This window comes from Corynebacterium kozikiae, assembly GCF_024580965.1.
In the GTDB taxonomy this organism is placed as follows: Bacteria; Actinomycetota; Actinomycetes; order Mycobacteriales; family Mycobacteriaceae; genus Corynebacterium; species Corynebacterium kozikiae.
In genome coordinates, this window is record NZ_JANIKJ010000007.1 from 12,715 (window position 1) to 37,368 (window position 24,654).

General features: G+C 58.4%; 22 protein-coding genes, 1 pseudogene and 1 riboswitch. Of the genes and pseudogenes, 14 read left to right on the forward strand and 9 right to left on the reverse strand.

Annotated features, from left to right (window positions below):
* The first annotated feature begins 49 nt into the window (after positions 1 to 49).
* A complete protein-coding gene (locus NQ018_RS05985; protein WP_257059489.1) occupies positions 50 to 1,054 on the forward strand; it encodes a 4-hydroxy-3-methylbut-2-enyl diphosphate reductase in 1,005 nt (334 codons plus the stop codon).
* On the opposite strand, the gene NQ018_RS05990 is transcribed toward NQ018_RS05985, so the two are convergent.
* The 4 genes and pseudogenes from NQ018_RS05990 to NQ018_RS06005 all read right to left on the reverse strand — a co-directional run bounded on the left by NQ018_RS05990 (position 1,051) and on the right by NQ018_RS06005 (position 5,043).
* Entirely contained in the window at positions 1,051 to 1,815 is a 765-nt protein-coding gene (locus NQ018_RS05990) for a DUF6542 domain-containing protein (protein ID WP_257059491.1), read from the reverse strand. The genes NQ018_RS05985 and NQ018_RS05990 overlap by 4 nt on opposite strands.
* 74 nt (positions 1,816 to 1,889) lie before the next feature.
* Positions 1,890 to 3,077: pseudogene (locus NQ018_RS05995) on the reverse strand (AI-2E family transporter); the annotation flags it as partial.
* Between the two features lie 164 nt (positions 3,078 to 3,241).
* Positions 3,242 to 3,412 carry a methionine/alanine import NSS transporter subunit MetS gene (gene metS / locus NQ018_RS06000; protein ID WP_257037717.1) on the reverse strand — a complete coding sequence of 57 codons (171 nt, stop codon included), beginning with the start codon at positions 3,410 to 3,412 and terminating at the stop codon, positions 3,242 to 3,244.
* A 2-nt stretch (positions 3,413 to 3,414) separates the two neighbouring features.
* Entirely contained in the window at positions 3,415 to 5,043 is a 1,629-nt protein-coding gene (locus NQ018_RS06005) for a sodium-dependent transporter (RefSeq protein ID WP_257037716.1), read from the reverse strand.
* 254 nt (positions 5,044 to 5,297) lie between these two features.
* Here NQ018_RS06005 and ychF point away from each other — a divergent pair, with 254 nt between their 5' ends.
* The 3 genes from ychF to NQ018_RS06020 all read left to right on the forward strand — a co-directional run bounded on the left by ychF (position 5,298) and on the right by NQ018_RS06020 (position 9,012).
* Entirely contained in the window at positions 5,298 to 6,383 is a 1,086-nt protein-coding gene (gene ychF / locus NQ018_RS06010) for a redox-regulated ATPase YchF (RefSeq protein WP_257059493.1), read from the forward strand.
* Positions 6,384 to 6,493: 110 nt separating this feature from the next.
* A complete protein-coding gene (locus NQ018_RS06015; protein ID WP_257037714.1) occupies positions 6,494 to 7,309 on the forward strand; it encodes a helix-turn-helix domain-containing protein in 816 nt (271 codons plus the stop codon).
* Between the two features lie 257 nt (positions 7,310 to 7,566).
* Positions 7,567 to 9,012 (forward strand): Abi family protein, encoded by a 1,446-nt coding sequence (locus NQ018_RS06020; RefSeq protein WP_257059497.1) that lies wholly within the window; start codon positions 7,567 to 7,569, stop codon positions 9,010 to 9,012.
* A gap of 208 nt (positions 9,013 to 9,220) precedes the next feature.
* Here NQ018_RS06020 and NQ018_RS06025 read toward each other — a convergent pair whose 3' ends face one another.
* Together NQ018_RS06025 and NQ018_RS06030 are read right to left on the reverse strand one after the other, a co-directional pair.
* Complete coding sequence (locus NQ018_RS06025; protein WP_257059499.1) at positions 9,221 to 10,063, reverse strand: patatin-like phospholipase family protein; 843 nt, start codon at positions 10,061 to 10,063, stop codon at positions 9,221 to 9,223.
* Entirely contained in the window at positions 10,038 to 10,976 is a 939-nt protein-coding gene (locus NQ018_RS06030) for a DUF808 domain-containing protein (protein WP_257059502.1), read from the reverse strand. The genes NQ018_RS06025 and NQ018_RS06030 overlap by 26 nt, the downstream gene beginning before the upstream one ends.
* 100 nt (positions 10,977 to 11,076) lie before the next feature.
* Between NQ018_RS06030 and zupT the strand changes: the two genes are divergently transcribed.
* The 9 genes from zupT (at position 11,077) to NQ018_RS06075 (ending at position 20,369) form a co-directional block, all read left to right on the forward strand.
* Positions 11,077 to 11,856: a zinc transporter ZupT gene (gene zupT / locus NQ018_RS06035; protein ID WP_257037710.1), complete on the forward strand. Its 780-nt coding sequence runs from the start codon at positions 11,077 to 11,079 to the stop codon at positions 11,854 to 11,856.
* A gap of 11 nt (positions 11,857 to 11,867) precedes the next feature.
* Positions 11,868 to 11,962, forward strand: a riboswitch (TPP riboswitch).
* A complete protein-coding gene (locus NQ018_RS06040; RefSeq protein WP_257037709.1) occupies positions 11,952 to 12,533 on the forward strand; it encodes an ECF transporter S component in 582 nt (193 codons plus the stop codon). Its footprint overlaps the riboswitch before it by 11 nt.
* Positions 12,533 to 13,852, forward strand: coding sequence for an ABC transporter ATP-binding protein (locus tag NQ018_RS06045; protein WP_257059713.1), 1,320 nt, complete (start codon positions 12,533 to 12,535; stop codon positions 13,850 to 13,852). Before NQ018_RS06040 ends, NQ018_RS06045 begins: the two co-directional genes overlap by 1 nt.
* The gene (locus NQ018_RS06050) at positions 13,849 to 14,586 is read left to right on the forward strand and encodes an energy-coupling factor transporter transmembrane component T family protein (RefSeq protein WP_257059511.1); all 738 of its coding nucleotides are present in this window, start codon (positions 13,849 to 13,851) and stop codon (positions 14,584 to 14,586) included. Before NQ018_RS06045 ends, NQ018_RS06050 begins: the two co-directional genes overlap by 4 nt.
* Complete coding sequence (locus NQ018_RS06055; RefSeq protein WP_257059523.1) at positions 14,583 to 15,029, forward strand: nucleoside/nucleotide kinase family protein; 447 nt, start codon at positions 14,583 to 14,585, stop codon at positions 15,027 to 15,029. Before NQ018_RS06050 ends, NQ018_RS06055 begins: the two co-directional genes overlap by 4 nt.
* Positions 15,030 to 15,261: 232 nt before the next feature.
* Complete coding sequence (locus tag NQ018_RS06060) at positions 15,262 to 16,854, forward strand: peptide ABC transporter substrate-binding protein (RefSeq protein WP_257059525.1); 1,593 nt, start codon at positions 15,262 to 15,264, stop codon at positions 16,852 to 16,854.
* 68 nt (positions 16,855 to 16,922) lie between these two features.
* Positions 16,923 to 17,849: an ABC transporter permease gene (locus NQ018_RS06065; protein WP_257037705.1), complete on the forward strand. Its 927-nt coding sequence runs from the start codon at positions 16,923 to 16,925 to the stop codon at positions 17,847 to 17,849.
* Positions 17,842 to 18,771: an ABC transporter permease gene (locus NQ018_RS06070; protein ID WP_257037704.1), complete on the forward strand. Its 930-nt coding sequence runs from the start codon at positions 17,842 to 17,844 to the stop codon at positions 18,769 to 18,771. Before NQ018_RS06065 ends, NQ018_RS06070 begins: the two co-directional genes overlap by 8 nt.
* Positions 18,768 to 20,369 (forward strand): dipeptide ABC transporter ATP-binding protein, encoded by a 1,602-nt coding sequence (locus NQ018_RS06075; RefSeq protein ID WP_257059528.1) that lies wholly within the window; start codon positions 18,768 to 18,770, stop codon positions 20,367 to 20,369. The genes NQ018_RS06070 and NQ018_RS06075 overlap by 4 nt, the downstream gene beginning before the upstream one ends.
* Here NQ018_RS06075 and NQ018_RS06080 read toward each other — a convergent pair.
* Positions 20,353 to 20,874, reverse strand: coding sequence for a ribonuclease FAU-1 family protein (locus NQ018_RS06080; protein ID WP_257059715.1), 522 nt, complete (start codon positions 20,872 to 20,874; stop codon positions 20,353 to 20,355). The genes NQ018_RS06075 and NQ018_RS06080 overlap by 17 nt on opposite strands.
* Complete coding sequence (locus tag NQ018_RS06085) at positions 20,874 to 21,443, reverse strand: Rv1157c family protein (RefSeq protein ID WP_257059530.1); 570 nt, start codon at positions 21,441 to 21,443, stop codon at positions 20,874 to 20,876. Before NQ018_RS06085 ends, NQ018_RS06080 begins: the two co-directional genes overlap by 1 nt.
* Positions 21,444 to 21,558: 115 nt before the next feature.
* Between NQ018_RS06085 and typA the strand changes: the two genes are divergently transcribed.
* The gene (gene typA, locus NQ018_RS06090) at positions 21,559 to 23,478 is read left to right on the forward strand and encodes a translational GTPase TypA (RefSeq protein WP_257059532.1); all 1,920 of its coding nucleotides are present in this window, start codon (positions 21,559 to 21,561) and stop codon (positions 23,476 to 23,478) included.
* Here the strand turns inward: typA and NQ018_RS06095 are convergent.
* The gene (locus NQ018_RS06095) at positions 23,475 to 24,620 is read right to left on the reverse strand and encodes an HNH endonuclease signature motif containing protein (protein WP_257059534.1); all 1,146 of its coding nucleotides are present in this window, start codon (positions 24,618 to 24,620) and stop codon (positions 23,475 to 23,477) included. The genes typA and NQ018_RS06095 overlap by 4 nt on opposite strands.
* Between the last annotated feature and the right edge of the window lie 34 nt (positions 24,621 to 24,654).

The following is a 24,654-nucleotide window of genomic DNA, read 5'->3' on the forward strand; positions in this document are numbered from 1 at the left end:
ATATAAGCTCTTACAAGCCGAGCTCGGGAAATAGGTTAGGCTGGTTGCCATGACTGACGCAGCAAACCCAGCAAACGCAACCACCGAAAGTGCCTTAGCCCCGACCCCTGGCCACGGGCGCGTTCTTCTGGCTGCGCCACGAGGCTACTGCGCTGGCGTGGACCGTGCCGTGGAGACCGTGGAGAAAGCACTGGAAAAGTACGGTGCACCCGTGTACGTGCGCAAAGAGATTGTGCACAACCGCTATGTTGTGGATACCCTCGCCGAACGTGGCGCGGTGTTTGTGGATCAAACCTTTGAAGCGCCAGAAGGTGCTCACCTGGTGTTTTCTGCCCATGGTGTGAGCCCAGCGGTCCACGAAGAAGCCCGTAGCCTCTCCTTGAAAACCCTGGACGCCACCTGTCCACTGGTAACCAAAGTGCACAACGAGGTCAAGCGCTTCGCTCGCGATGGCTACCACATCCTGCTGGTGGGCCACGAGGGTCACGAGGAAGTAGAAGGCACTGCCGGTGAAGCTCCCGACGTCACCCACCTGGTAGATGGCGTGGAAGGAGTAGAGAAGCTCCCTGATTTCCTGCACAACGAGAAGCTGGTGTGGCTTTCCCAAACCACGCTATCTGTGGATGAAACCATGGAGATCGTGAAGCTGCTGCACGAAAAATTCGAGCACCTCCAGGATCCCCCAAGCGATGACATCTGCTACGCCACCCAAAACCGCCAGGTAGCGGTGAAGGCAATCGCCGCAGACAGTGACCTTTTCATTGTGGTGGGTTCCCAGAACTCATCGAACTCCAAGCGCCTCGTGGAAGTAGCCCTACAGGCCGGTTCTAAGGCGGCGTACCTGGTAGATTACGCCAAGCAGATCGACCCATCATGGCTGGAAGGCGTACACACCGTGGGCCTCAGCTCCGGGGCGTCCGTGCCGGAAATCTTGGTGCAGGAAGTACTGGCGTTCCTTGCTGAGCGCGGCTTTAGTGATGTGGAAGAGGTCACCACCGCAGCGGAGAAAATCACTTTCGCCCTGCCGCGCGACCTACGGCCGCAGCACAACTAATCTTCTGCGTAGAGGTCCTCGCTGAATCGGCGAGGGCCTTTGTTCTGAGCTGGCTGCGGGGTGACTGGCTGCGGGGTGGCTGGCTTTGGTGCCTGAACGGGCTTCGCGCTGGGTTTGGGAGCATACGTGCGCGCGCCGCGGGTCTCGGGGGAGTCCAAAGACGAGCGCCTGTTGCGCCGCGGGTTGCGTGCAAGCAATTCCTCAACCGTCACTGATCCTGAGGTCCTGGAGCGTTGCGCCTGCGTGCGGCTCTTCGTGGCTGCTTGCTGGAGAACGTCGTTACTGCGCTGCTGATGCTCCCGCGCGCGTTCTGCACGAGCCGCGCTGTTACGTTGCTGGCGGCGCAGCAGGCCGACGCGCCCAAAGGCGAGTGCCGCTGCCGCGAGGGTGGTCAGCGCCATCCACGGGAAATGTTGGGTGAGCGGATAGATTGAAGTGACAAGTTGTGTGCGGCCAAACGCGTTTCCCGAGCTCATCACCACAATAAAACCCGCCGCCAGCACGCTGAGGCTAAACCAAAATGGCAGTGCAGCCACAAATAAAAACAACGCCTTGGGTTCCGTGATCAGCGCAAACACAAGCGCGAACACCACGAAGAGTACCAAGTGGAAGGTGCTGATGGTGCCCGCGTAGACGCTAAACAATGTTCCCACCGCGAGCGCTATGAGCAGCGCTGTGTACGCGGTCCACAGGGAAAACCCGTAGAAAGGACCATTGGCAGCGTGGCTGCGAGCGCGCTTGCGGGGAAAAGCTTGAGACACGAGACTACATTCTACCGATCGTGGAGGCGTCCGAACAATTGCGTGAAGCGATCAGAGGCATCGGTGATCCGGTTGCGCTTGGCGGCGCGAACTTTGCCGGCTTCCTCGCCGTATTTACCGGACATCGAGCCGGCGAAGGTAGCGAACTCGATCTGGTCGGCCGTCTTTTCGCCACTTCGCAGCGCCGTCATATCTTGGAGGTAGCGCAACAGCACCGCAACCATGGCCGCGAATGGCACGGCCAGCAATGCACCCACGATCTGGAAGAGGCTGCCACCCACGGTCACTGAAAACAGAATGATCACAGGGTGCAGGTCCATCGCCTTCGACTGCAGCATAGGGGAGAGGATATTGCCCTCGAGCTGCTGTACCGCGATGATGATCACCAGCACGATGATCGCCTCTGTGATACCGAGTGACACCAACGCCACCAGCACCGCCAGGAAACCAGCGACGAAGGCGCCAACCAGCGGCACAAACCCGGCAATGAAGGTGAGCACCGCAAGCGCCAAAGCCATTGGCACGCCCACGATCACCAGGCCCAGGCCAATGAACACCGCGTCCACCAAACTCACGATGGCCTGCGCTCGGATGAAACCGCCGAGGGTGATCCAAGACCGAGTGAGCCACTCAGTAAGGTGCCAGCCTGCGCGGCGGCCAACAACTGAGCGTAGCCACGGCAGGAAGCGGTCGCCGTCTTTGAGGAAGAAGAAGGTCAGCACCAGCACCATACCGAGGGTGACCAGTGCACTCGTGGCAGCGCCGATGCCTGAGAAGATTTCGCCCGCAATGGAGCCACTGCGCTGTTGCACCCATTGCACCGCGCGGTTGATTTGCTGGTTGAGTTCGTCAGCGTCCAGATTCAGCGGCGGGCCCTGTGCCCAGATCTGCAGCGTCTGGATTCCCTCGAACGCTTGGAAATACAGGGTTTGGGATTGCCGCCCAATGTCTGGGGCGATCATCCAAATGAGTGTGCCAAAGGCACCAAAGGAGGCCAGGATGGTGAGCAGGGCAGCCACACCGGGGTGCAAGCCGGCTTTCCGCAACGCTAAGGTGGGCGGCCACAGGACGGTGCACACAATCAGGGCCAAAATGAGCGGCAGCAGGCCGCGCCAGAATTGCTGGATCAGGTAGAAGCTGGCAAAGGTCGCGGCGGCAATAATCAGCAGGCGCAGGCTCCATTGCGCGAGGACCCGCACGCCGTCCGCGATCACCTCAGTTCGGTCAACCTCGCCACCTGCGGCCTCCAGCTCTTCAAACACCTGCTCAGCTTGCTCCGCCGAGGGAGAGTCGCTGGGATGCAAAAACGCCTCACGTTCCGCACCGGAATCCGCGTTGGTAGTAGCGCTCGAATTCGGGGCGTCTTCATGAGGCGTTTGAGGTGCATTGGGAGCGTTCACAGCTCACCATTTTGCACTATTGCGCACTATTTTGCTTCCTCCTGGGCAATGAGTACTTCATCGGTGGCGTACTCGGCATCACCGAGTTGGCCGGAGGTTTCATCAGGGTGCTTCATCAAGGAAGTGAGGGAGAAGGCGAACCCGCCCCAGATCACCACGATGAACAGCAGCATCATCATGATTGCCATACCGGACATGGTTATTTCTCCTCTCGAGTCTTGCGGTACTGCTCAACTGCAAAGCCGGCTACCCGCTGAGGGTCGTATTTGCGTGGCTTGCCAGGGATGCGGGTGAGCACTGGCTCCACGCCGAAGTCCGAGCCAGGAGGGCCGTCGATTGGGGTGTCCTTCGGCCAAGAGAGCATACTCAGCACCAGCGATGCCACAACAATCAGGCCAATCACGCCCCAACCAAACCAACCAAGTTGGGTGGTGGTGTATCCACCGTAAGGTTCCGCAATCAGTCCGGCGATCTCCTGGAACAGCGTGAAACCCAGCACCAGGGTGGTCACGTTGATCACACAGATGCGCCAAATGGTGCCAACCTGGAAGGAAGACACCATGTTGAGGTGTGCTGAGAATTCCTCGATGCGGCGCAAAATCCAGTCGATCACGATGATGGAAATCAAGGCGATGGCCACGATGCCGATGTTGTTGGTGAACTTGTCCATGATATCCAGCGAGGCAAGCCCCGAGGTGGTAGAGAACAGCACCAAGGAAATCACAGCCATGAGCAAACCAGTTGCAATTGCGGTGGTCTTGCGCGGCAAGTTCAGCTTGTCCTTGACGGCGGAGACCACAACCTCGAACAGGGAGAACAGGGAGGTGAAGCCGGCGATGGTCAAGGAGCCGAAGAAGAGCACACCGAACAGCGCGCCAAACGGCATCTCATTGATCACGGCAGGGAAGGCTACAAAAGCCAGGCCAATACCGGAGGTAGCCACCTCATCCACGGCAACCCCTTGACTCAGCGCCATGAAGCCCAACGTTGCAAACACGCCAATGCCTGCGAGCACTTCGAAGGAGGAGTTTGCGAACGCAGTGGTGAGCGCGGTACCAGTGAGATTGGAGCGCGGCTTGAGGTAGGAGGAGTAGGTGAGCATGATGCCGAAGCCCACTGAGAGGGAGAAGAAGATCTGGCCGTAGGCCGCAACCCAAACGGTGGGGTTCTTCAGTGCTTCCCAGTTCGGGGTAAAGAAGGCGTTGAGGCCATTGATTGCGCCATCCAAGAACAGCGCGCGCACCACCACGATGATAAACAGCACGGTGAGCAGCGGCATGAAGAACTTGGACACGCGGCCAATGCCTGCGTCCACGCCCATCGCCAAGACGACGATCGCTGCAATCCACACGAGCGCCAGGGCGAGGGTGATCGATGGCACGAAGTCCAAGGAGAACGCAGCGGTTTCATCGAATTGCAGGAAGTCCGCAAAGAAGTAGGTGTTGGTGTCCGCACCCCAGGCGCGGTTGAAGGACTTTACGGTGTAAATGGCGGCCCAAGCGATGATGGCGGCGTAATACACGGTGATGAAGAAGCTGATTCCTACCTGGATCCAGCCCACAGCCTCTGCTTTCGGGTGGAAGCGGCGGAACACCAGTGGTGCGGAGCCGCGGTAGCGGTGGCCCAATGCAAAGTCGAGGAACAGCAGTGGGATGCCGGCGGTAAGAAGTGCTACGAAGTAAGGCACAAGGAATGCGCCGCCACCGTTTTCGTAAGCTACGTAAGGGAAGCGCCAAATGTTGCCCAAGCCCACAGCGGAACCGATAGCTGCGAGGATAAACACCCACCGTGAGGAGAATGTTTCGCGGCGCTGACTCTGAGTTTCCATGAGCCAACCTTTCAAAATAATGATTTTCAGGTTTCAGGCGCTTGCTCGGTGGTGCTTGGTGGGCTCCTGGGTAAGCGCGTGCCCTCACACAGTGGCCTGCGAGTAAGGGTGGTTGCAGGACTGTGAGGAGGTGAAGGTACGCCTAAAACTACTGCATAAACGGATTTAATCCCAACATGTGGGAAACCAAAAGTTGGGGGAGTGGGCAGTCCCGCGGGGAAAAGTGCAAGAAAAGATTGCTAGGATAGCCCCTTGTGAGTCTTACACTTGGTATCGTCGGCCTGCCTAACGTGGGCAAGTCCACCCTTTTCAATGCCCTTACCCGCAACGACGTCCTCGCGGCGAATTACCCCTTCGCTACGATCGAGCCCAACGTCGGTTTGGTGGAGCTGCCGGACACCCGCCTGAACCGGCTCGCCGAAATCTTCGGCTCTGAGCGAATCCTGCCCGCAACCGTCTCTTTTGTGGACATCGCCGGCATCGTGAAGGGTGCTTCCGAGGGCGAGGGCATGGGCAACGCCTTCCTGGCGAACATTCGCGAAGCCGACGCCATCTGCCAAGTTGTCCGCGCATTCGCCGATGACAACGTGATTCACGTGGACGGCAAGGTGGACCCCTCCACGGACATTTCCGTGATCAACACCGAGCTCATCCTCGCGGACCTGCAAACCATTGAGAAGGCGTTGCCGCGGCTGGAAAAGGACGCGAAGAAAAACAAAGACCTTGCTGAAGTGGTGTCTGCAACGCAAAAAGCCAAGGAAATCCTGGAGGATGACCGCACCCTGTTCTCTGCAGCAAAGAACGGCGAAATCGACCTCACGCTCATCCGCGAACTGCACCTCATGACAGCCAAGCCGTTCCTTTACGTATTCAACTCCGACGAGGAAGTGCTCACTGACGACGCGCGCAAGGCTGAACTTCGGGCACTGGTTGCTCCGGCGGATGCGGTGTTCTTGGATGCAAAGACGGAAACCGACTTGCTGGAGCTTGACGAAGAAGAAGCCATGGAACTGCTGGAGTCCGTTGGCCAAACCGAGCCTGGCTTGCACTCTCTGGCTAAGGCTGGCTTTGCCACTTTGGGCCTGCAGACCTACCTCACCGCCGGCCCCAAGGAAACGCGCGCCTGGACGATCCACAAGGGTGACACCGCCCCAAAGGCAGCCGGCGTCATTCACACCGATTTCGAGCGTGGCTTCATCAAGGCCGAGATCGTGTCCTTTGATGACCTCGACGCCGCCGGCTCCATGGCAGAAGCCCGAGCCCAAGGCAAGGTCCGCCAAGAAGGCAAGGACTATGTGATGGCTGACGGCGACGTGGTGGAGTTCAAGTTCAATGTGTAGCTAGGTGCTGTCGGTCGAGGCGGGGGCTCGACCAGGGTGCAATGCCTAGGAACCAGGCGCTTTACTAGCTGATGATTGACTACTTGCTGAGTACTCAGTATTCTGACGCTATGGGTGAACGTAGTGAACGTACTGAACGTCGTATTGAACTTGAACTGACCCAAGCCGACGCAGCTCGACAGGCTAAGGTCTCTCTCGCGACTTGGCGACGCTGGGAATCTGACCCTGACTCGGTTAGTGTGAAAACTCGGATCGCTTGTGGGGACGTTCTCGAGGGTACTTCTGCGTTCGAGCGAGCGCTCGTAAAATCGGCTGAGGCGTTCACGAGTTCATGGCGAAATTCGCCTCGGCTTACGCCACGGCAAGCTTATGCAATAGCTGTCGAGCTGGACAGTTGGGCCGATGGTGAGATTGCGGAGTGGCTGCAGGATCCGAGTGCACCACTCCACGAAGTTGCTCCTTTTTGCCATTTCGATCTTCGCGTCATGATGCTTGTGGGGGAGAATCGGGCCTGGGTAGAAGGTGTCAAGCAACGCTGCCGAGTCATCTCAAACGAAATCGAGGCGGGCACGCTTCCCTTTGACCGTACAGGGCCTCTAATCGACGAGATTCTGATCGGCGCAGCACTCGATGGTGCGCAGTCGTTGCTGAAGGACATGCCTGAACTCTTCGAACGGATCCCGTCGCAGGGTGCCGTCGATGATGATGACGACTTTTACCTGATCGGGGACGACGACTGGGACGTTGTATCGGATGGTTTCGATGATATCTGTAGATGGGACGAATGGGAGGTTCCGATCCTACAAGGGCACCCGCTTCTTCCTGCTATTCTGGCCGAACGTCACCCATTCACTTGGTTCGATGGGGGCGAGGCCTCCGGGAGAGGCTACTTACAGCGACTATCAGGTCTGGTTGTCGATGAATAAACCTACGGCGCGGTGCATCGCATTGAACCACCAGGTAGAGCTGACCCGCTTCCTTGACCTGAAGCGGGCACAGGGTGTAGACTTGAACCAACACGACAGGCTTGCTTCTCGCGATGAGACGCGGGTCTGTTCTTTTTTGTCCGCGCCCCGGTGTCTGGGGACACGAGGGTGATGATTGCGTGACGACTCCGGATAGTTCTTATGCGAAACCTTTTCTAAGTGTCCCCGAACAGATTCGCCGACTACGTTCGCGTGGCATGGACTGCGGCGATGACGTGTACGCGTCCAGCATCCTCGAAAAATACGGATATTATCGGCTCTCGGGGTACTGGCACATCTACCGTGACCACCCTGAGCCTCCTGGACCCCGGTTCAATGATGCTGGCCAAGAGATCCGTCTGGACACGTTCTTACCTGGGACCAGCCTAACCCGTGTCGTGGCGCTCTATGAGTTTGATCACGAGCTCCGCGGCAGGCTCGGGGACGCGCTCAGTATCATCGAGACGGCGTTCCGTTTTTTCATCGGTCACCGACTCGGTAGGATCGGCACATTCGCGCACCGCGATCCTGAGGCTTTAGGCGCAATGACGCGGGCTCCACAAGAGTCACCGCTGCTGCGCACTGTACCGACCACCGCTTACTGCGAATGGCTCGAAGAATACGACCGCCACGAGAGACGCGCGAAAGGAGACTTCGTTCTTCACTTTCGTGAGCATTACGGCCCTCACTTACCGATTTGGGTGGCCACGGAGGTGATGTCATTCGGACTGCTGAGTAACCTTTACAAACTAATGCCACAGTCTGACCAGGAGATTCTCGCTGCACGCTTCCAAGTCCACTCCGCCGATGGTCGTGGAGATCGCGGCGCACTGGCCAACTGGCTTAATTCCCTCAGACAGTTGCGCAACATTTGCGCTCACTATGGCCGTGTGTGGAATCGCGCTTTTGACGTCCTAATTGACGCGCCCGGTCAGGCACGCAAAAGCAACGAGGATCTCCTTGCTCCGCTCGTTGATAATAGGGTGAACAACAAGCTCTACGGCGTGCTCCTTGTGATGAGATACCTTCTGTTGAGCATCGATCCCGCTGACAACAGCGTGGCGGACCTCGTTAGATATATCGAGCAGCGGTCCCGCGACCTTGGTTTTGGCATCGGGCAACTGGGATTCCCACAAAATTGGATGCAGAACCCCCTTTGGGATAGGGGTTTTCACATTGATCGTGGACCAATGGTTGCCGCTAGTTTGCTTGACCGAGTAGACATCCTCACTGCGGCTCAAACTCGTGCAACTCTTACTTTTGCGGAGCCGAGGCCCACGGCGAAGTCTCGCACACCCGAACAGTGGGCAGCAGCTAAACGGGCAGCTCAGAAAAGCCTTCTTCGCGCATACCGCAGCCATGAAGTAGTCATTGAGGTTGAATTAGGAGGCCTGAGGTATTATCCCTCCTTCCAGTTCCGCGGCGGAAAGATCATTGACGCCCTTGCTGAGATCAACAAAGAGCTCCTCTCTTCGTGCACACAACTGAATGGGACTGACAAAGCGAGGGCGCTGCTGGACTGGTGGCAGACTCCACTTCCAAACCTGGTTCCAAATGCGATTGGGGGCAACCAGTCACCGCTCCACCTGTTGAACCAGGTCCCGGAAGCACAGTTCGAGGCGATAGTGCAAGAGGCGGGCGCACTGAAGACATTCAATCCGTAGGCGTGCCTGCTTCTTTGATCGAGCATCTGATGGCCTACAGACTATTGGAGGAATGCATACTGAAATACTTGCCGGGTGTTTTGCTATTGCGCACGAATTCTGGATCAACTCACGTTGCCTGAGCCACACGAGGCGGCGGCAGATAAAAATTGTAGACCATCTGTATCAGCAAAACTTGGTGGAGCTTAGATTGAACGAGTTTCGCAGCTCACATCCACCCGAGCAGGGCATCAATTTCGCGTTTCGCCTGCTCAGCGCCGGCTTCGTAGTTTGCCTGAAGTTTTGCTAATTTGCGCTCGGAGTTGCCGATCAGCATGCGTTCCGGGTAATACACATACGCCGCGCCGCTTTGCTCCAGTGCGTCGATCTCATCGGCGGTGGCGTTGTACCGTTCATGGCGAGTGCCTATGGCGCGTGCGACAGCGGGGTAGCGGCGCAGTACTCGCCCAGCGGAGCTCGGCTTCCGACGAAACCCTCGCGGCCGCGAACGCAACACCACAAAACGCTCGTAGCCAGCCTCTTTGGCCGCATCTAGGGCCAGGCCTCCAGAGGCACCAAGAGCGCCATCTACATAGGGGGCACCGTCAATGTAGGTGATTGGCATGAACAGGGGCATGGTGGAGCTTGCGCGTACACGTACCACAAGATCGTCTACGGTTGGGCAGTCCTGTTTGCCCCAATGCACTGTCTCCCCGGTGTCCGCGCGCATGGCACTGATGTCCATTGCGCTGGGATGCTGCCGGAATGCCTCAAAGTTGAAGGGGTAGGGCCCTTTGGTGGATTCCTCGTAGATAAAGCGCGAGTTGAAATACCCCTGGCCGCGCAGCCAGGAACCAAAGCCCCCTGCCCGCGGGTCCACCACCATGTCGATGAAGCTGGCTTTGGCCCGCTCCGCATCCCTGGATAAGTACGCCACAGCCAGCGACGAGCCCGCACTGATCCCCGCAACCATCCCGAAGTCCTGGCGCGCGTCGATAAGCAGCTCCACCATGGGGGCGAGGTAGCTGTTGCGCGTGCCGCCGCCTTCAATGATCAGCGCAGTGCCGCTCATGCTGGTGCTTCTTGTGTGGAATGAAGTGCATGATGGCCACTACGACCGCGCCCACGATGAGGCCGAAGATGAGGGAGAAGAATGTGTCTACCAGCCACATCACAAAACCGCCCAGGTGCTCCACCTTGTCCGTCATGGAGTGGACAAAGCCGTAGGGAGCGTGCCAGCCGAGCTCGTCGAGGCCCACGAGGAGGATATGGCCGCCAACCCAGAGCATGGCGAACATGCCGATGAATGCAATGACCTTGAGCACCTTTGGCATTGCGGAAACCAGCCCGCGGCCAAAGCGCTGAGCAGCTCCGCTTTCTTTCTTGGTGAGCGCCAGACCCATGTCATCCATCTTGACCAGCAGCGCCACGGCGCCGTACACGCCCACGGTTACTGCGATTGCCACGGTGATCAGCACGGCAGCTTCCATCCAGATGGTTTGGTCAGCCACCTCGTTGAGGGAGATCGCCATGATTTCCGCGGAAAGGATGAGGTCCGTGGTGATTGCGCCGCGGACCAGCGAGTCTTCGTCCTTGGCGCCTGCCTCGTCCTCTTTTTCATGCTGCTGGCCGGAGACCAGCTCCCACACTTTCTCTGCACCCTCAAAGGCCAGGTACACGCCGCCCACCATCAGGATCGGGGTGAGCGCCCACGGTGCGATGGCGTTCAACACCAACGCGATGGGGAGGATGATCACGAGCTTGTTGAACATCGAGCCCTTGGCGATACGCCAAATGATCGGCAGCTCGCGGGCGGGCTGCACGCCCTGCACGAAACGCGGGGTCACGGCGGCGTCGTCTACCACCACACCCGCAGCTTTCGCGGAAGTTTTTGCGGCAGCGGCCGCCACATCGTCAACGTTTGCCGCTGCGGTGCGCGCGATCAGCGCGACGTCATCAAGCAGGGCAGCGAGTCCACCGGCCATAACAATTACATCCCATCTTGAAGGTGATTCGTCCCGCTCATTCTATGCGTTGGGAAAGCAGATTCCTCATAGAGCGCACTCTTTGTGATGTAATTGCGGAATGGAAGTCTTGTTTGCGTTTGGTCTCACCTTGTTTGCGGGGCTTTCCACGGGGATTGGCGGGGCAATTGGCGTTGCCACCAAAAGGTCCACTGACCGTTTCCTCGCCGCCACGTTGGGGTTTTCCGCCGGAGTGATGCTCTACGTCTCCTTCATGGAGATCTTGCCCAAGGCCACCGAGGAACTGGGCGCTGCATTGGGGGAGGTGCCCGGGAACTGGGCAGCGGTAGCATGTTTCTTTGCCGGGATTTTGCTGATCGCTGTGATCGACCGCCTGGTTCCCACGGCCATCAATCCACATGAGCGGCAGGGGGTGGAGCAGCGTAAGCGCGCCATGAAGCAGATGGGTGTGCTCACCGCCATCGCAATTGGTATTCACAACTTTCCGGAGGGCTTTGCCACCTTCCTGGCGGGCCTTACAGACCTGTCTATTGCATTGCCCGTGGCCGTTGCTATTGCAATTCACAACATCCCGGAGGGTATTGCGGTGGCTGTGCCCATGCGGGAGGCAACCGGGTCCAGGAAAGCGGGCTTTTGGTGGGCGTTCATCTCCGGCCTTGCGGAGCCCGCGGGGGCACTCGTTGGATACCTTATTCTCTTGCCATTTTTGGGTCCGGTTGCGCTGGGGGTGGCGTTTGGCATGGTGGCAGGCATCATGGTGTTTATCTGCCTGGACGAGCTTCTGCCTACCGCGGTGGCCACAGGCAAACACCACACCGCTATTTACGGGCTGATCGGGGGCATGGCAGTGATGGCGCTTTCACTGCTTTTGTTCCTGTGATATAAACATGAAATTAGTTCTACGGGTGCTCAAAAAGTGGGCTGAGAAAGACCGTTGAACCTGATCCGGGTAATACCGGCGATAGGGAGTGAACGATGCAACGTTGGCGTGTTATTGATATCCTCATTGCTTCCGTTTTGGGCATTGCCTGCGGATTGCTGTTTTGGATTTGGAATTCTATTGGCTACGCGTGGTACACCGCCGCGGACGCGTTAACACCTGGTTTCGGGGGTATAGCCACTGGCATTTGGCTGATCGGCGGGCCAATTGGTGCCCTGGTGATTCGCAAGCCGGGTGCCGCGATCTATGTTGAGGTGCTGGCTGCCGCGGTGAGTGCGGCGATTGGCAACCAGTGGGGGATTGAAACCCTGTATTCGGGTCTTGCCCAGGGCATTGGTGCCGAGATCCTCTTCTTGATCTTCGCGTACCGCCGCTTTGGCCTGGTTGTTGCGGCGCTTTCCGGCGTCGGTGCCGCTGTAGGTGCCTTCCTGTTGGAGCTTGTGACCAGCGCAAATTACGCAAAGTCCTTGGCTTTCAATCTCACTTACCTTTCCACGATGGCCATCTCCGGCATCATCCTCGCCGGTGGTCTGGCGTACTTCTTGGTCAAGGCTTTGGCCGCGACTGGCGCCTTGGACCGTTTCGCCGCAGGCCGTGAGGCGCGGGAACTGGTGTGATTCCTGGTGAAGTTGTAGCGCTTGGCTATGGGTACCGCCACGCCAGCCGCAAAAACCCCGCATTCACGGGGCTAGACTTCCATATTCGCCCAGGCCAGCGAGTGCTGCTGCTGGGGCCCTCCGGGGCGGGCAAATCAACACTCCTCGCTGCAATAGCAGGGCTTGACGACGAAGGCGAGCACTTCGGCAAAATTGCAGCCACCGGCACCGTTGGCATGGTGCTTCAGGACCCCGACTCCCAGGTGATCGCTTCCAAGGTTGGCGACGACGTGGCCTTTGGCTGCGAAAACCTCCAGGTGCCGCGAGAGGAAATCTGGCGCAGGGTGCCGATTGCCCTGCAGAAGGTGGGCCTGGACCTGCCGCTAGACCACCCAACAGCGCAGCTTTCCGGCGGCCAAAAGCAGCGCCTCGCGCTGGCAGGGGTCCTCGCGATGGGGGCGGACATCGTTCTGCTGGACGAGCCAACCGCGAACCTCGACCCCACGGGAGTAGAAGAAGTGGTGCGCGCGGTGGCTGCGGTGGATGCCACTGTAATCATTGTGGAACACCGGGTGTCTACCTGGATTGAGCAGGTAGACACCCTCATGGTGCTCACTGAAACTGGATCCGTGATCATGGGGCCGCCGGAAGAGATTTTGGCTGAACACGGGCAATGGCTTGCTGAGCAAGGCGTGTGGATCCCCGGGCAGGACCCGCATTTTCCGCCGGCGATTGCCAAGGATGCTCCAGCGGTGATTGAAACCCGTGACCTTGTGGTCGGGTGGGACGCTCCGGTGACCGGGCCTTTGAATCTCCACTTCCCTGAAGGAGTTTCAACGGTGATCACTGGGCCAAACGGTGCGGGAAAATCAACCCTGCTGCTCACGCTCGCCGGATTGTTACCACCACAAAGTGGCCAGGTCCGCGTGAACCTGGATTTGGGGCCGGACCCGTGGAAGTGGAAGTCGGCTCAGCTTGCCCAGCGTTTTGGCTACGTGTTCCAAGACCCTGAACACCAATTCGTGACGGCGTCGGTAGAGGATGAGCTAGGGGGACAGGGCGGCGATCTCCTTGCCCGCTTGGGTCTTGCACACCTGGGCAAAGCGAATCCTTTTACACTCTCCGGTGGGCAAAAGCGCAGGCTGTCCGTTGCCACCTGTTTGGTGAATTCCCCGAAAGTGGTGTTTTTGGACGAGCCCACGTTTGGCCAGGATCGCACTACCTTCCGCGAGCTCGTAGGCCTGCTGCGTGAGCTCACAGACAGGGGCACAACGGTGATTTCTGTCAGTCATGATCCCTTGTACTGCCGTGCGATGGGGGACAAGGTGGTGGCGCTGTGAACCCCTTGGCCAGGATCATCGGGCTCGCGGTGCTCACCACGCCGTTGCTGCTGAGCGTGGATGTTGTCTCTGCGGCGGTGGCGCTCACGTGTACGGTGCTGTGTGCGCCGCTGCTGGGCGTCGGCTGGGCAACGCTTTTGCGCCGCGGCGTGCCGATATTTTTGGCAACGCCTATCGCGGGCATTTCCATGGCGCTCTACGGACGGCCTGAGGGCAGGGAGTATGCGTCGTTTCTCTTTGCCCACATCACGGATAATTCGCTGCAGTTGGCGCTCGCGATCATGGTTCGCGTGCTCGCCGTGGGTCTGCCGGTGGTGGTGCTACTCGGAAACATCGACCCCACTCGCCTCGGCGACGCCCTCGCGCAAATCCTTAAGCTCCCCAGCCGCTTCGTGATCGCCGCTGTGGCCTCCACCCGTTTGATTTCGCTCTTTCAGCGCGATTGGCAGTCCCTTGCACGTGCGCGCCGAGCCCGCGGTATCGCGGATCAGGGCCGCATTAAAAACGCTTTCTCCATGGCGTTTGGCCTGTTGGTGTTGGCGTTGCGCAGGGGGTCGAAGCTGGCCACCGCCATGGAGGCCCGCGGTTTCGGACGCTTCTCTACTCGCACCTTTGCCCGGTCTTCCTCCTTCGCCGCCGTTGATTACGCGCTCATCGCTGGTTGCGCCGCCATTTCCACCACCGCCCTCACCACTGCAGTGCTCACAGGCTCCTTTAGGTTCCTCGGCGCATGATTGTGCTTATCGACGGGCCATCGGGCGCCGGGAAAACAACGTTCGCTGGGCAGCTTGGGGCGGTGCTTGGCTGGCCCGTGGTTCACCTGGATGATTTTTATCCCGGTTGGGGTGGTCTCGCGGCGGCGCGTGACATGGTGGTGCGAGACGTCCTGGGGAGGCGGGGTTTCTGGCGTTGGGATTGGGAACGAAATGTTCGCGGTGAGTGGGTGGACCTTGATTACGAGCACCTCATCATTGAGGGGGTGGGGGCGATTTCTTCGGAGTCCCTGGACGTGGGGGAGACGTTCGCGGTTGTGCTCACTGCCCCCGAACAGGTGCGCCGGGAACGTGCCTTGGCTCGTGATCCCTATTACGAACCTTATTGGGAGATGTGGGCATGCCAAGAAAAGGAGCATTTCGCGCAGTTGCCGTGGGAAAGGGTGCACGTCATTCGGGGGTAGGGAAGTGTACCCCTGTAGTGGCTTTTTGTGGGAACGGTGGCCAAGCATACAGTTTTGGCATGTTTAAGGGTATGAGCTGCAGTGATGGCCTAAATGAACTGTAGGTAAACCGGACATTTCCTGCTACCTGATAGTTATTGTGATGTGCTTTGGACCTCTACGGGCTTGCATGACGTACGTCACGCATTATTATCCCTCTTGTCCCGTAGTTCATAGAGAATGAGGTTCACTTATGACCCTGAAGAAGACCTTTGCGGTGGGCATGTCCGCCGCCCTGGCACTTGGCCTTGCCGCTTGCTCCAGCAACAACTCGGAGAACGCTGCATCCTCGGATTCCGGCACGAACTACGTGTTGGCGAACGGTTCTGAGCCACAGAACCCTCTGATCCCAGCGAACACCAACGAGACCGGCGGCGGCCGCATTGTGGACCTCATCTACTCTGGCCTCGTTTACTACGATTCCGAAGGCCAGGCTCACAACGAGCTCGCCGAGTCCATCGAGCTCGAAGGCGAGAAGACCTACCGCATCACGCTGATCGAGGGTGCTACCTTCGCAGACGGCACCGCGATCACCGCCGAGCACTTTGTGAACACCTGGAACCACGCAGTGCGTGAGTCCCTGCTCAACGCCTACTTCTTCGAGCCAATCCTCGGCTACGAAGAGGGCGCTGAATCCATGGAGGGTCTCCAGGTTGTGGATGATCGCACCTTCACCGTTGAGCTCACCCAGCCAGAGTCTGACTTCCCAACTCGCCTTGGCTACTCCGCGTTCTACCCACTGCCTGCAGAGGCGCTTGAGGACTACGCAGCATTCGGCGAGAACCCAGTGGGCAACGGCCCTTACAAGCTGCTCGAGTGGAACCACAACGCTGACCTCACCCTCGTTCCAAACGAGAACTACGACGGCCCACGTGCCGCTCAGAACGACGGCGTGAAGTTCGTCTTCTACGCTTCCCAGGACGCTGCATACGCAGACCTGCTGGCCGGCAACCTGGACGTGCTCGACGCAGTGCCAGACTCCGCATTCTCCCAGTTCGAGTCCGAGCTTGGTGACCGCGCTGTGAACCAGCCTGCGGCTATCTTCCAGTCCTTCACCATCCCTGAGAAGCTGGAGCATTTCTCCGGCGAAGAGGGCGTGCTGCGCCGCCAGGCAATCTCCCTGGCTATCGACCGCAACGAGGTGACCGACAAGATCTTCCAGGGCACCCGCACCCCAGCAACCGACTTCTCCTCCCCAGTGGTGGACGGCTACTCCGATGCCATCGAGGGCAACGACGTGCTGGAGTTCAACCCAGAGCGCGCACGTGAGCTGTGGGCACAGGCTGACGCCATTTCCCCATGGTCCGGTGAGTTCACCCTCTCCTACAACTCCGACGGTGGCCACCAGGCATGGGTTGACGCTGTGACCAACCAGCTCAAGAACAACCTGGGCATCGACGCGATCGGCAACCCATACCCAGACTTCAAGTCCCTGCGTGACGACATCACCAACCGCACCATCTCCGGTGCATTCCGTACCGGCTGGCAGGCAGACTACCCACTGGTCTCCAACTTCCTGGTTCCGCTCTACGCAACCGGCGCAAGCTCCAACGACGGTGACTACAGCAACGCAGAGTTCGACGCACTCCTCAAGGAAGCTGCAAGCGCTGACTCCCCAGAAGCAGGCATCGCTCTCTACCAGCAGGCACAGGCAATCCTGATGCGCGATCTGCCTTCCATCCCACTGTGGTACTCCAACGTGACCGGTGGCTCCTCTGAGGCTGTCTCTGGCGTGGTCTTCACCTGGAAGTCCGTACCTGAGTACCAGTCCATCACCAAGAGCTAAATAGCGTCCTCACCCTCGCCCCGCCCTAGGCGGGGCTTCGGTGTGTACCCAGAAAAGAGATCACCACAATGTTGCGCTACATTGGGCGGCGCCTGCTCCAGATGATTCCGGTCTTCTTCGGCGCGACGCTCCTGCTCTACGCACTCGTCTTCCTCATGCCCGGTGACCCCGTCGAGGCACTTGGTGGCGACCGCGGCCTCACCGAAGCTGCGCGTCAACGCATCATGGAAGAGTACAACCTCGACAAACCATTTATCGTGCAGTACTTGCTCTACATCAAGGGCATTTTCATGCTGGACTTTGGTACCACTTTCTCAGGCCGCCCAGTAGCTGAGGCGATGGCGAACGCCTTCCCGGTGACGCTCCGTCTGGCAGCAATGGCGTTGGTCTTTGAGGCGGTATTCGGCGTGATTTTCGGTGTGATCGCCGGTGTGCGCCGCGGTGGAATCTTTGACTCCACAGTCTTGGTAACCTCCCTGATCGTGATCGCCGTGCCTTCCTTCGTGATCGGCTTCGTGTTCCAGTACTTCGTTGGTGTGAAGTGGGGCCTGCTGCCCGTCACGGTGGGCTCCAACGTTTCATTTAAGAGTTTGCTCATGCCGGCGATTGTGCTCGGCGCCCTTTCCTTCGCCTACGTGGTGCGTCTGACCAGGCAGTCCGTGAGTGAAAACCTCCGCGCGGACTACGTTCGGACCGCTCGCGCCAAGGGCCTGAGCAATGGCGCCGTGACCACCCGCCACGTCCTCCGAAACTCGATGATCCCAGTGGCCACTTTCCTTGGTGCCGACCTCGGCGCCCTCATGGGCGGCGCCATCGTTACCGAGGGCATCTTTGCCATCAACGGCGTGGGCGGCACCATCTACCAGGCAATCATCAAGGGCGAGCCCACCACAGTGGTGTCCTTCACCACCGTCCTCGTGATCGTGTATATCGTTGCGAACTTGCTCGTGGACTTGATCTACGCAGTTCTGGACCCAAGGATTCGTTATGCATAGTGAACGCTTTGTAGCTGAAACAGATGAAACCGGCTTGGGTGCCGTAGACGCCGTCGCCGACGAGTCAGCCCCCACCTCAGTCTGGGGCGAGGCCTGGAAAACCTTGCGCCGCCGCCCCCTGTTCTGGGTGTCCGCAACATTGATCCTGATCGCACTGCTGCTGGCACTGGTCCCGCAGTTGTTCACCTCTACGGATCCCAACTTCTGCGAGCTCAACAACTCCTTGAATTCGCCTACCGACGGTCACCCGTTTGGCTTTGACCGCCAAGGCTGCGATATCTACGCCCGCACCATCTACGGCGCGCGTGCGTCGGTAGCCGTGGGTGTGCTCACCACCATCGCTGTGGTGCTGATCGGTACCACGGTGGGCGCGTTGGCTGGATACTTCGGTGGCATCCTCGACTCCCTGCTGTCTCGCCTCACGGACATCTTCTTTGCTGTGCCGCTGGTGCTCGCTGCAATCGTGGTGATGCAGATGTTCAAGGAGTCGCGCACGATCGTCACCGTGGTGGTAATCCTGGCACTCTTCGGCTGGACCAACATCGCCCGCATTACCCGCGGCGCCGTGATGGCCACCAAGAATGAGGAGTTCGTCACCGCCGCCCGCGCGGTTGGTGCCTCCAAGTGGAAGATTCTTACTTCCCACATCCTGCCCAACGCAGCAGCGCCAATCATCGTGTACGCAACGGTGGCGCTGGGTACCTTTATCGTTGCAGAAGCCACCCTATCCTTCCTGGGTATCGGCCTTCCTCCGAGCGTGGTGAGCTGGGGCGGCGACATCGCAAAGGCGCAAACCTCTCTGCGTAGCCAACCCATGGTGCTCTTCTATCCCGCTGTTGCGCTTGCCGTGACCGTGCTGAGCTTCATCATGATGGGCGACGTTGTTCGCGACGCCCTGGACCCTAAGGCGAGGAAGAAATGAACCCACTCGTAGAAATCAAGGACCTGAAGGTCTCCTTCAGCTCCACCACCGGCACCGTGGATGCCGTGCGTGGCGTCAACCTCACCATTTACCCAGGCCAATCCGTGGCGATCGTGGGCGAGTCCGGCTCCGGCAAATCCACCACCGCCATGGCGCTCATTGGCCTGCTCCCCGGCAACGGCAAGGTCACGGGCGGCCAAATCCTCTTTGAGGGCAAGGACATCACCCACCTCAAGGACATGAAAGAGTACCGAGGCAACCAGATCGGCCTCGTGCCTCAGGACCCAATGAGCAACCTCAATCCCGTGTGGCGCGTTGGTACCCAAATCAAGGAAGCCTTGCGCGCCAACCGTGTGGAAGGCGACCACAACAAGCGCGTGGCCGAACTCATGGAAGAGGCAGGCCTCCCGAAGGGCCGTGAAAAGCAGTACCCGCACGAATTCTCCGGCGGCATGCGTCAGCGTGCGCTCATCGCCATGGGCTTGGCTGCGCGGCCAAAGCTCCTCATCGCCGACGAACCCACCTCCGCCCTGGACGTGACCGTGCAAAAGCGCATCCTTGATCACCTCGAGGGCCTCACCGAAGAACTCGGCACGGCAGTGCTGTTCATCACCCACGACCTCGGCCTGGCGGCGGAGCGAGCAAGCCACTTGGTAGTGATGCACCGCGGGCGCATTGTGGAGCAGGGGCCGTCGTTAGAGATTCTGCGCGACCCACGCCACCCATACACCCAGCGCCTCGTGAAAGCCGCTCCCTCTCTTGCCTCCGCGCGCATCCAGTCTGCGCAGGAAAAGGGCCTGGAGTCGAGCGAGCTCCTCACCCACGGTACTGCTGGCCAGGAGGTTATTCGTGTGGAGAACCTCACCAAAGACTTCAAAGACCTGCGTGCGGTGGACAACGTGTCCTTCGGACTTAAGCAGGGCACTACCTTGGCAGTGGTGGGGGAGTCTGGTTCCGGCAAATCCACCGTGGCCAACATGATCCTTAACCTGCTGGAACCCACCTCCGGCAAGGTGTACTACAAAGGCACCGACCTTTCGACGCTCAACTCGAAGCAACTCTTCGAAATGCGCCGCAAACTCCAAGTGGTGTTCCAAAACCCATACGGTTCATTGGATCCCATGTACTCTATTTTCCGCTGCATCGAGGAACCCCTCGTGGTGCACAAGGTAGGGGACCGGAAGTCGCGCGAGAAACGAGTTGCAGAGCTCCTCGACATGGTTGCCATGCCCCGATCAGCAATGCGACGTTACCCCAACGAACTTTCCGGTGGTCAACGCCAACGCATCGCTGTTGCCCGCGCGCTCGCACTCAACCCAGAAGTGATTGTGCTCGACGAAGCCGTATCCGCCCTGGACGTGCTCGTGCAAAACCAGATCCTGGAACTCCTTGCAGAGCTCCAGAGTGAGCTCTCTTTGAGCTACCTCTTCATCACCCACGACCTTGCCGTGGTGCGCCAAACCGCAGATGAAGTGGTGGTAATGGAAAAGGGCAAGGTAGTAGAGCAAAATACCGCCGACGAGCTCTTTGCCAACCCTCAGCAGAAGTACACCCAAGACCTGATCAACGCAGTGCCAGGCCTTAGCTTGGATCTATAAGCTCCACGCTTTCGGCCCACTTCAGGTCAACGCCTACGGAGCGGAGCCACGCCATGGGATCATCCCCATGGCGAATAATCCCTTCCACTGCGTTTAGGGTGGTCTCAATAGCTCGCTCTGCTTCCTCCGCACTAATCAAACCAGCGGAGGTAGCGGCAGCGAGCTCATCAATATCCTGGACCGCCACAGCGCCCCCTTCCCGCCACACAAGATCCACATACAGATCCCTGGTGGTCCACTTGCCATCGACTTCGCGGATGTCAGCTACGTCAATGTAGAGGTCTTCGCGGTCAATGCCTTCGCGGTAGTGGAACACATTGACCCGCAAACCGAGATCCGGCAGCAGCCAGCTTTCCAAGTAGCCAAAATTCGGGTGGTTTGCGCCCCGTGCCATATACAGGCCGAATTCAGTTTCTTTGAAGCTATCTACCTCGCGCAGGAAGCCTTTAGGATCCGTGTTCGTGAGGGCTTTGACATCAAAAGTCTCTTGCTTCACTGGATGCATCATTTCACCTCGAACAAAGCTGCGGTGGGAAGGTAAGAACACTGGTTTGCCGCGCCTTCTGCAAGCGCTATCACGGTGCCATGGCCTGTTGCTGCCGTGCCTGACAAAGTGATGGGCCCTTCAGGATTGATCCCGTGGAATTCCAACTCGGTGCGCCCATACTGCAAGGTGTTGATATTGAACCAGTGGACATTCATATCTTGACGCCCCTGAGCTGGGGGAGTGCCGAGCGCGGTGAACACAAAGGTAGTTTCACCGGCCTTGGCGCCCGGAAGTGGGATTTCGGTGGGGCCAGGAACAGCGATGGTGGAAGCGACTGCGTTTCCGCCCTCGATGCATCCCAGGCCGAGGCTTGGCCAATAGAACTGTGTGAAGTGAGGAGCGTTTTCCGGCATCGGGACACCGCCACCTGTGCCTCTGAAGAAGTCCGCAATAGGTGGTGGGAGCTGCTCCAGGATATGGGGCGCTGGGCGGCCGAGTTCATCAAGGAGCGGCGCTGCTTGAGCCGGGGTTGCTGGAAGTAGCAGTAGGGCGGCGATGCAAAGACGCTTCAAATATACTCCTGTCACACGAGTTTACTTTAGTAACTTCAGTTTCTATGTCAAGCTATTTCCTAGATCGAACTCCGTGATCATTTCGTTACAAGACGTGCATAAAGGCGTGATGTGCAGTAGTGTTTTGCTAATGCATATTCACCCTGAGTTTCGCAACGTAGCAATCGTCGCTCACGTTGACCATGGCAAAACTACGCTGGTAAACGCAATGCTGGAACAATCCGGCGTTTTCGGAGACCGCGGTGAAGTGACCGACCGAGTGATGGACTCCGGTGACCTGGAAAAGGAAAAGGGCATCACCATCCTCGCTAAGAACACCGCTATCCGCCGCAAGGGCATGGGCAAAGATGGCGCTGATCTGGTGATCAACGTGATCGACACCCCAGGGCACGCTGACTTCGGTGGCGAGGTTGAGCGTGGCCTGTCCATGGTGGACGGCGTGGTTCTCCTGATCGATGCTTCTGAGGGGCCACTTCCTCAAACCCGCTTTGTGCTGGGCAAGGCGCTTGCGGCAAAAATGCCAGTGATCATCGTGGTGAACAAAACCGACCGCCCTGATGCGCGCATTGATGAAGTGGTGGAGGAAGCACAGGATCTCCTGCTGGAACTCGCCTCTTCGCTCGATGATCCAGAGGCGGCGGAGGCGGCTGAGCAGCTTTTGGATCTGCCTGTTTTGTACGCTTCGGGGCGTGAGGGCAAGGCTTCCGTGGAGAATCCTGGAAATGGCAATGTTCCAGACGCTGCAGATCTGACTGCACTCTTTGACGTTATCTACGATGCACTCCCAGAGCCCTCGGCAACCGTTGACGCCCCTCTCCAGGCGCACGTGACAAACCTTGACTCTTCCTCCTTCTTGGGCCGTATCGCACTCGTGCGCATTCACGCCGGCACCTTGAAAAAGGGCCAGCAAGTTGCCTGGATTCACTATGACGACGAGGGCAACCAGCACGTCAAGAATGTTAAGATCGCGGAGCTGCTGAAGACCGTTGGTGTGTCTCGCGAGTCCACCGATGAAGAGATGATCGCCGGTGACATTGCTGCTATTTCGGGTATTGACAACATCATGATCGGTGACACCCTGGCGGACGTGGAGAACCCTGTTGCGTTGCCGCGGATCACCGTTGATGAGCCAGCGATTTCCATGACCATCGGCGTGAATACCTCTCCACTTGCCGGTCGCGGTGGCGGTGACAAGTTGACCGCTCGCGTGGTGAAGGCGCGTCTTGATCAAGAGTTGATCGGTAACGTCTCCATCCGTGTGCTCCCTACTGAGCGTCCGGATGCCTGGGAGGTCCAAGGCCGCGGCGAAATGGCTCTTTCCGTCCTGGTTGAGACGATGCGCCGAGAAGGCTTCGAGCTCACCGTAGGTAAGCCACAGGTGGTGACCCACATTGTGGATGGCAAGGTCTTCGAGCCTTTCGACCACATGGTGATTGATACTCCGTCCGAATACCAGGGTGCGGTGACGCAGTTGATGGCCAACCGCAAGGGCACCATGACCTCCATGGCAAACCTGTCCGGTGACTGGGTGCGTATGGAGTTCGATGTCCCAGCTCGTGGCTTGATCGGCTTCCGTACCACTTTCCTCACCGAGACCCGTGGCGCAGGTATTGCAAATTCCTACTCCATCGATCCTCGTGAATGGGCAGGCGAAATCAAGGACCGTGCCACTGGCTCCCTGGTTGCAGACCGCTCCGGTCAGATCACGGCATACGCCCTGCAGCAGCTTGCGGATCGCGGTTCCTTCTTCGTAGAACCAGGCCTGGAAGCCTACGAGGGCATGGTTGTGGGCGCCAACAACCGTGATGAAGACATGGATGTCAATATCACGAAGGAAAAGAAGCTCACGAACATGCGCTCTGCTACTGCAGACGCAACTGTGACTCTCGCGAAGGCTCATGTGCTTTCCTTGGATGAGGCCATGGAATTCTGTGGGCAGGACGAATGTGTGGAGGTCACTCCAGATGTTCTCCGAGTTCGGAAAGTGATCCTTAACGCAACCGAGCGTGCACGTGCGCGCTCTCGCGAAAAGGCTCGCAACAAGGGCTAGGCGGCCTTTTGGGCTGCCGCCCATTTTTCATACCTGCCACGCATTTGCTCCAGCGTGTAGGCGTTTCTCCTCAACGCGGGAGCAAGCGGGCCTTGCGGCTGGGTGTACATAATGCTGCCGTCGGGCATCACCCACTTTGTGTCAAAGGTATTTGGGTCAATTTCGCAAGAGACGATTTTCCGAGTCTTCAGAAGATGGTGTGCCCGACACAGGCACTGGGCGTTCTCGATGGTTGTCTCACCGCCATCGCTGTAGGGCACCACATGGTCGATGTCTGAGTTCCAAGCGCTGTTGTCGCACCCTGGGAATCGGCATACTCCATCTCGGGCCTGGATTTCCGCACGTTGCTGCTCGCTGAAGTGGTAACCATTTGCTTCAGATTTCTTTCTTGAGCGCGCATACGTGTATGCATCACGTGGATAGAAAGAATAGTTTTCGCAGTGAACCACATCTTCTCCTTGTGGTTGAAAGAGGTGAAGCTTCACTGAGATATCGGCGCGCTCGTGGAGCAGGTGATTCAGCGCTTCCACTGGGGTGCAGTCGTGCCTTGCTTGTAGCTTGGCTAGCGTCTTCTCAAAGAGCTTGGCGGTGACAGGATCGAGGCTGGCCTCGCAAATCACATTGCTCCCTCTTTTCGCAGGGCGGAAAGAGATTCGCTGCGCTGAGCCCGCCTTGCCTGCGTCGGGAAGCGGTTCGATGACCTGCCTGATTGTCCTGCAGCGTTCGGCAAATGTTCTTGGGCCTGGAAGTGCCTGCATTGGTGAAGTGGGTTCCAAGAAGTGCCTGACGGCGGCGTCGTACTCGGGGTACAATTCGCGAGCAAGGCCTCCCGCCGCTTCTCCGATTGCGATGATTCGGCCTAAATCCAGAATCCAAGTCTGTTCAATGTACGAACGCACATTCTCTAGATCGGAGACAACTAGGAGAGCTTGCATGATTTGCTTGACGCGGTGCCGCGTGGCACCTGTCTGGGCGGAAAGTATTGCCGCAAGGGCCGGAAAATCTTGATCCTTACCCTCCTTGATAAAGTCCATGAACAGTGAATATGTAAGTTTGTTGATGTTTCTTTGCGTAGAGGCAACTGCGGAGTCTTCTGCTTCAAGAGCATAGAAAGTTCGTATTGGAACGACGGTGTGAGTCATGTTTCCCCCTGTTTCGTTGAAGTGCTGTGAGTGC

Excerpts from the sequence above, each read along its gene's own strand:
- NQ018_RS05985 (WP_257059489.1), top strand. The coding sequence starts at position 50 with ATGACTGACGCAGCAAACCCAGCAAACGCAACCACCGAAAGTGCCTTA.
- NQ018_RS06070 (WP_257037704.1), top strand. The coding sequence starts at position 17,842 with ATGCATAGTGAACGCTTTGTAGCTGAAACAGATGAAACCGGCTTGGGT.
- NQ018_RS06020 (WP_257059497.1), top strand. The coding sequence starts at position 7,567 with ATGGACTGCGGCGATGACGTGTACGCGTCCAGCATCCTCGAAAAATAC.
- NQ018_RS06075 (WP_257059528.1), top strand. The coding sequence starts at position 18,768 with ATGAACCCACTCGTAGAAATCAAGGACCTGAAGGTCTCCTTCAGCTCC.
- typA (WP_257059532.1), top strand. The coding sequence starts at position 21,559 with ATGCATATTCACCCTGAGTTTCGCAACGTAGCAATCGTCGCTCACGTT.
- NQ018_RS06065 (WP_257037705.1), top strand. The coding sequence starts at position 16,923 with ATGTTGCGCTACATTGGGCGGCGCCTGCTCCAGATGATTCCGGTCTTC.
- NQ018_RS06080 (WP_257059715.1), bottom strand. The coding sequence starts at position 20,874 with ATGCATCCAGTGAAGCAAGAGACTTTTGATGTCAAAGCCCTCACGAAC.
- NQ018_RS06005 (WP_257037716.1), bottom strand. The coding sequence starts at position 5,043 with ATGGAAACTCAGAGTCAGCGCCGCGAAACATTCTCCTCACGGTGGGTG.
- NQ018_RS06025 (WP_257059499.1), bottom strand. The coding sequence starts at position 10,063 with ATGAGCGGCACTGCGCTGATCATTGAAGGCGGCGGCACGCGCAACAGC.
- NQ018_RS06095 (WP_257059534.1), bottom strand. The coding sequence starts at position 24,620 with ATGACTCACACCGTCGTTCCAATACGAACTTTCTATGCTCTTGAAGCA.
- NQ018_RS06015 (WP_257037714.1), top strand. The coding sequence starts at position 6,494 with ATGGGTGAACGTAGTGAACGTACTGAACGTCGTATTGAACTTGAACTG.
- zupT (WP_257037710.1), top strand. The coding sequence starts at position 11,077 with ATGGAAGTCTTGTTTGCGTTTGGTCTCACCTTGTTTGCGGGGCTTTCC.
- NQ018_RS06055 (WP_257059523.1), top strand. The coding sequence starts at position 14,583 with ATGATTGTGCTTATCGACGGGCCATCGGGCGCCGGGAAAACAACGTTC.
- NQ018_RS06030 (WP_257059502.1), bottom strand. The coding sequence starts at position 10,976 with ATGGCCGGTGGACTCGCTGCCCTGCTTGATGACGTCGCGCTGATCGCG.
- NQ018_RS06040 (WP_257037709.1), top strand. The coding sequence starts at position 11,952 with ATGCAACGTTGGCGTGTTATTGATATCCTCATTGCTTCCGTTTTGGGC.
- metS (WP_257037717.1), bottom strand. The coding sequence starts at position 3,412 with ATGTCCGGTATGGCAATCATGATGATGCTGCTGTTCATCGTGGTGATC.
- NQ018_RS06060 (WP_257059525.1), top strand. The coding sequence starts at position 15,262 with ATGACCCTGAAGAAGACCTTTGCGGTGGGCATGTCCGCCGCCCTGGCA.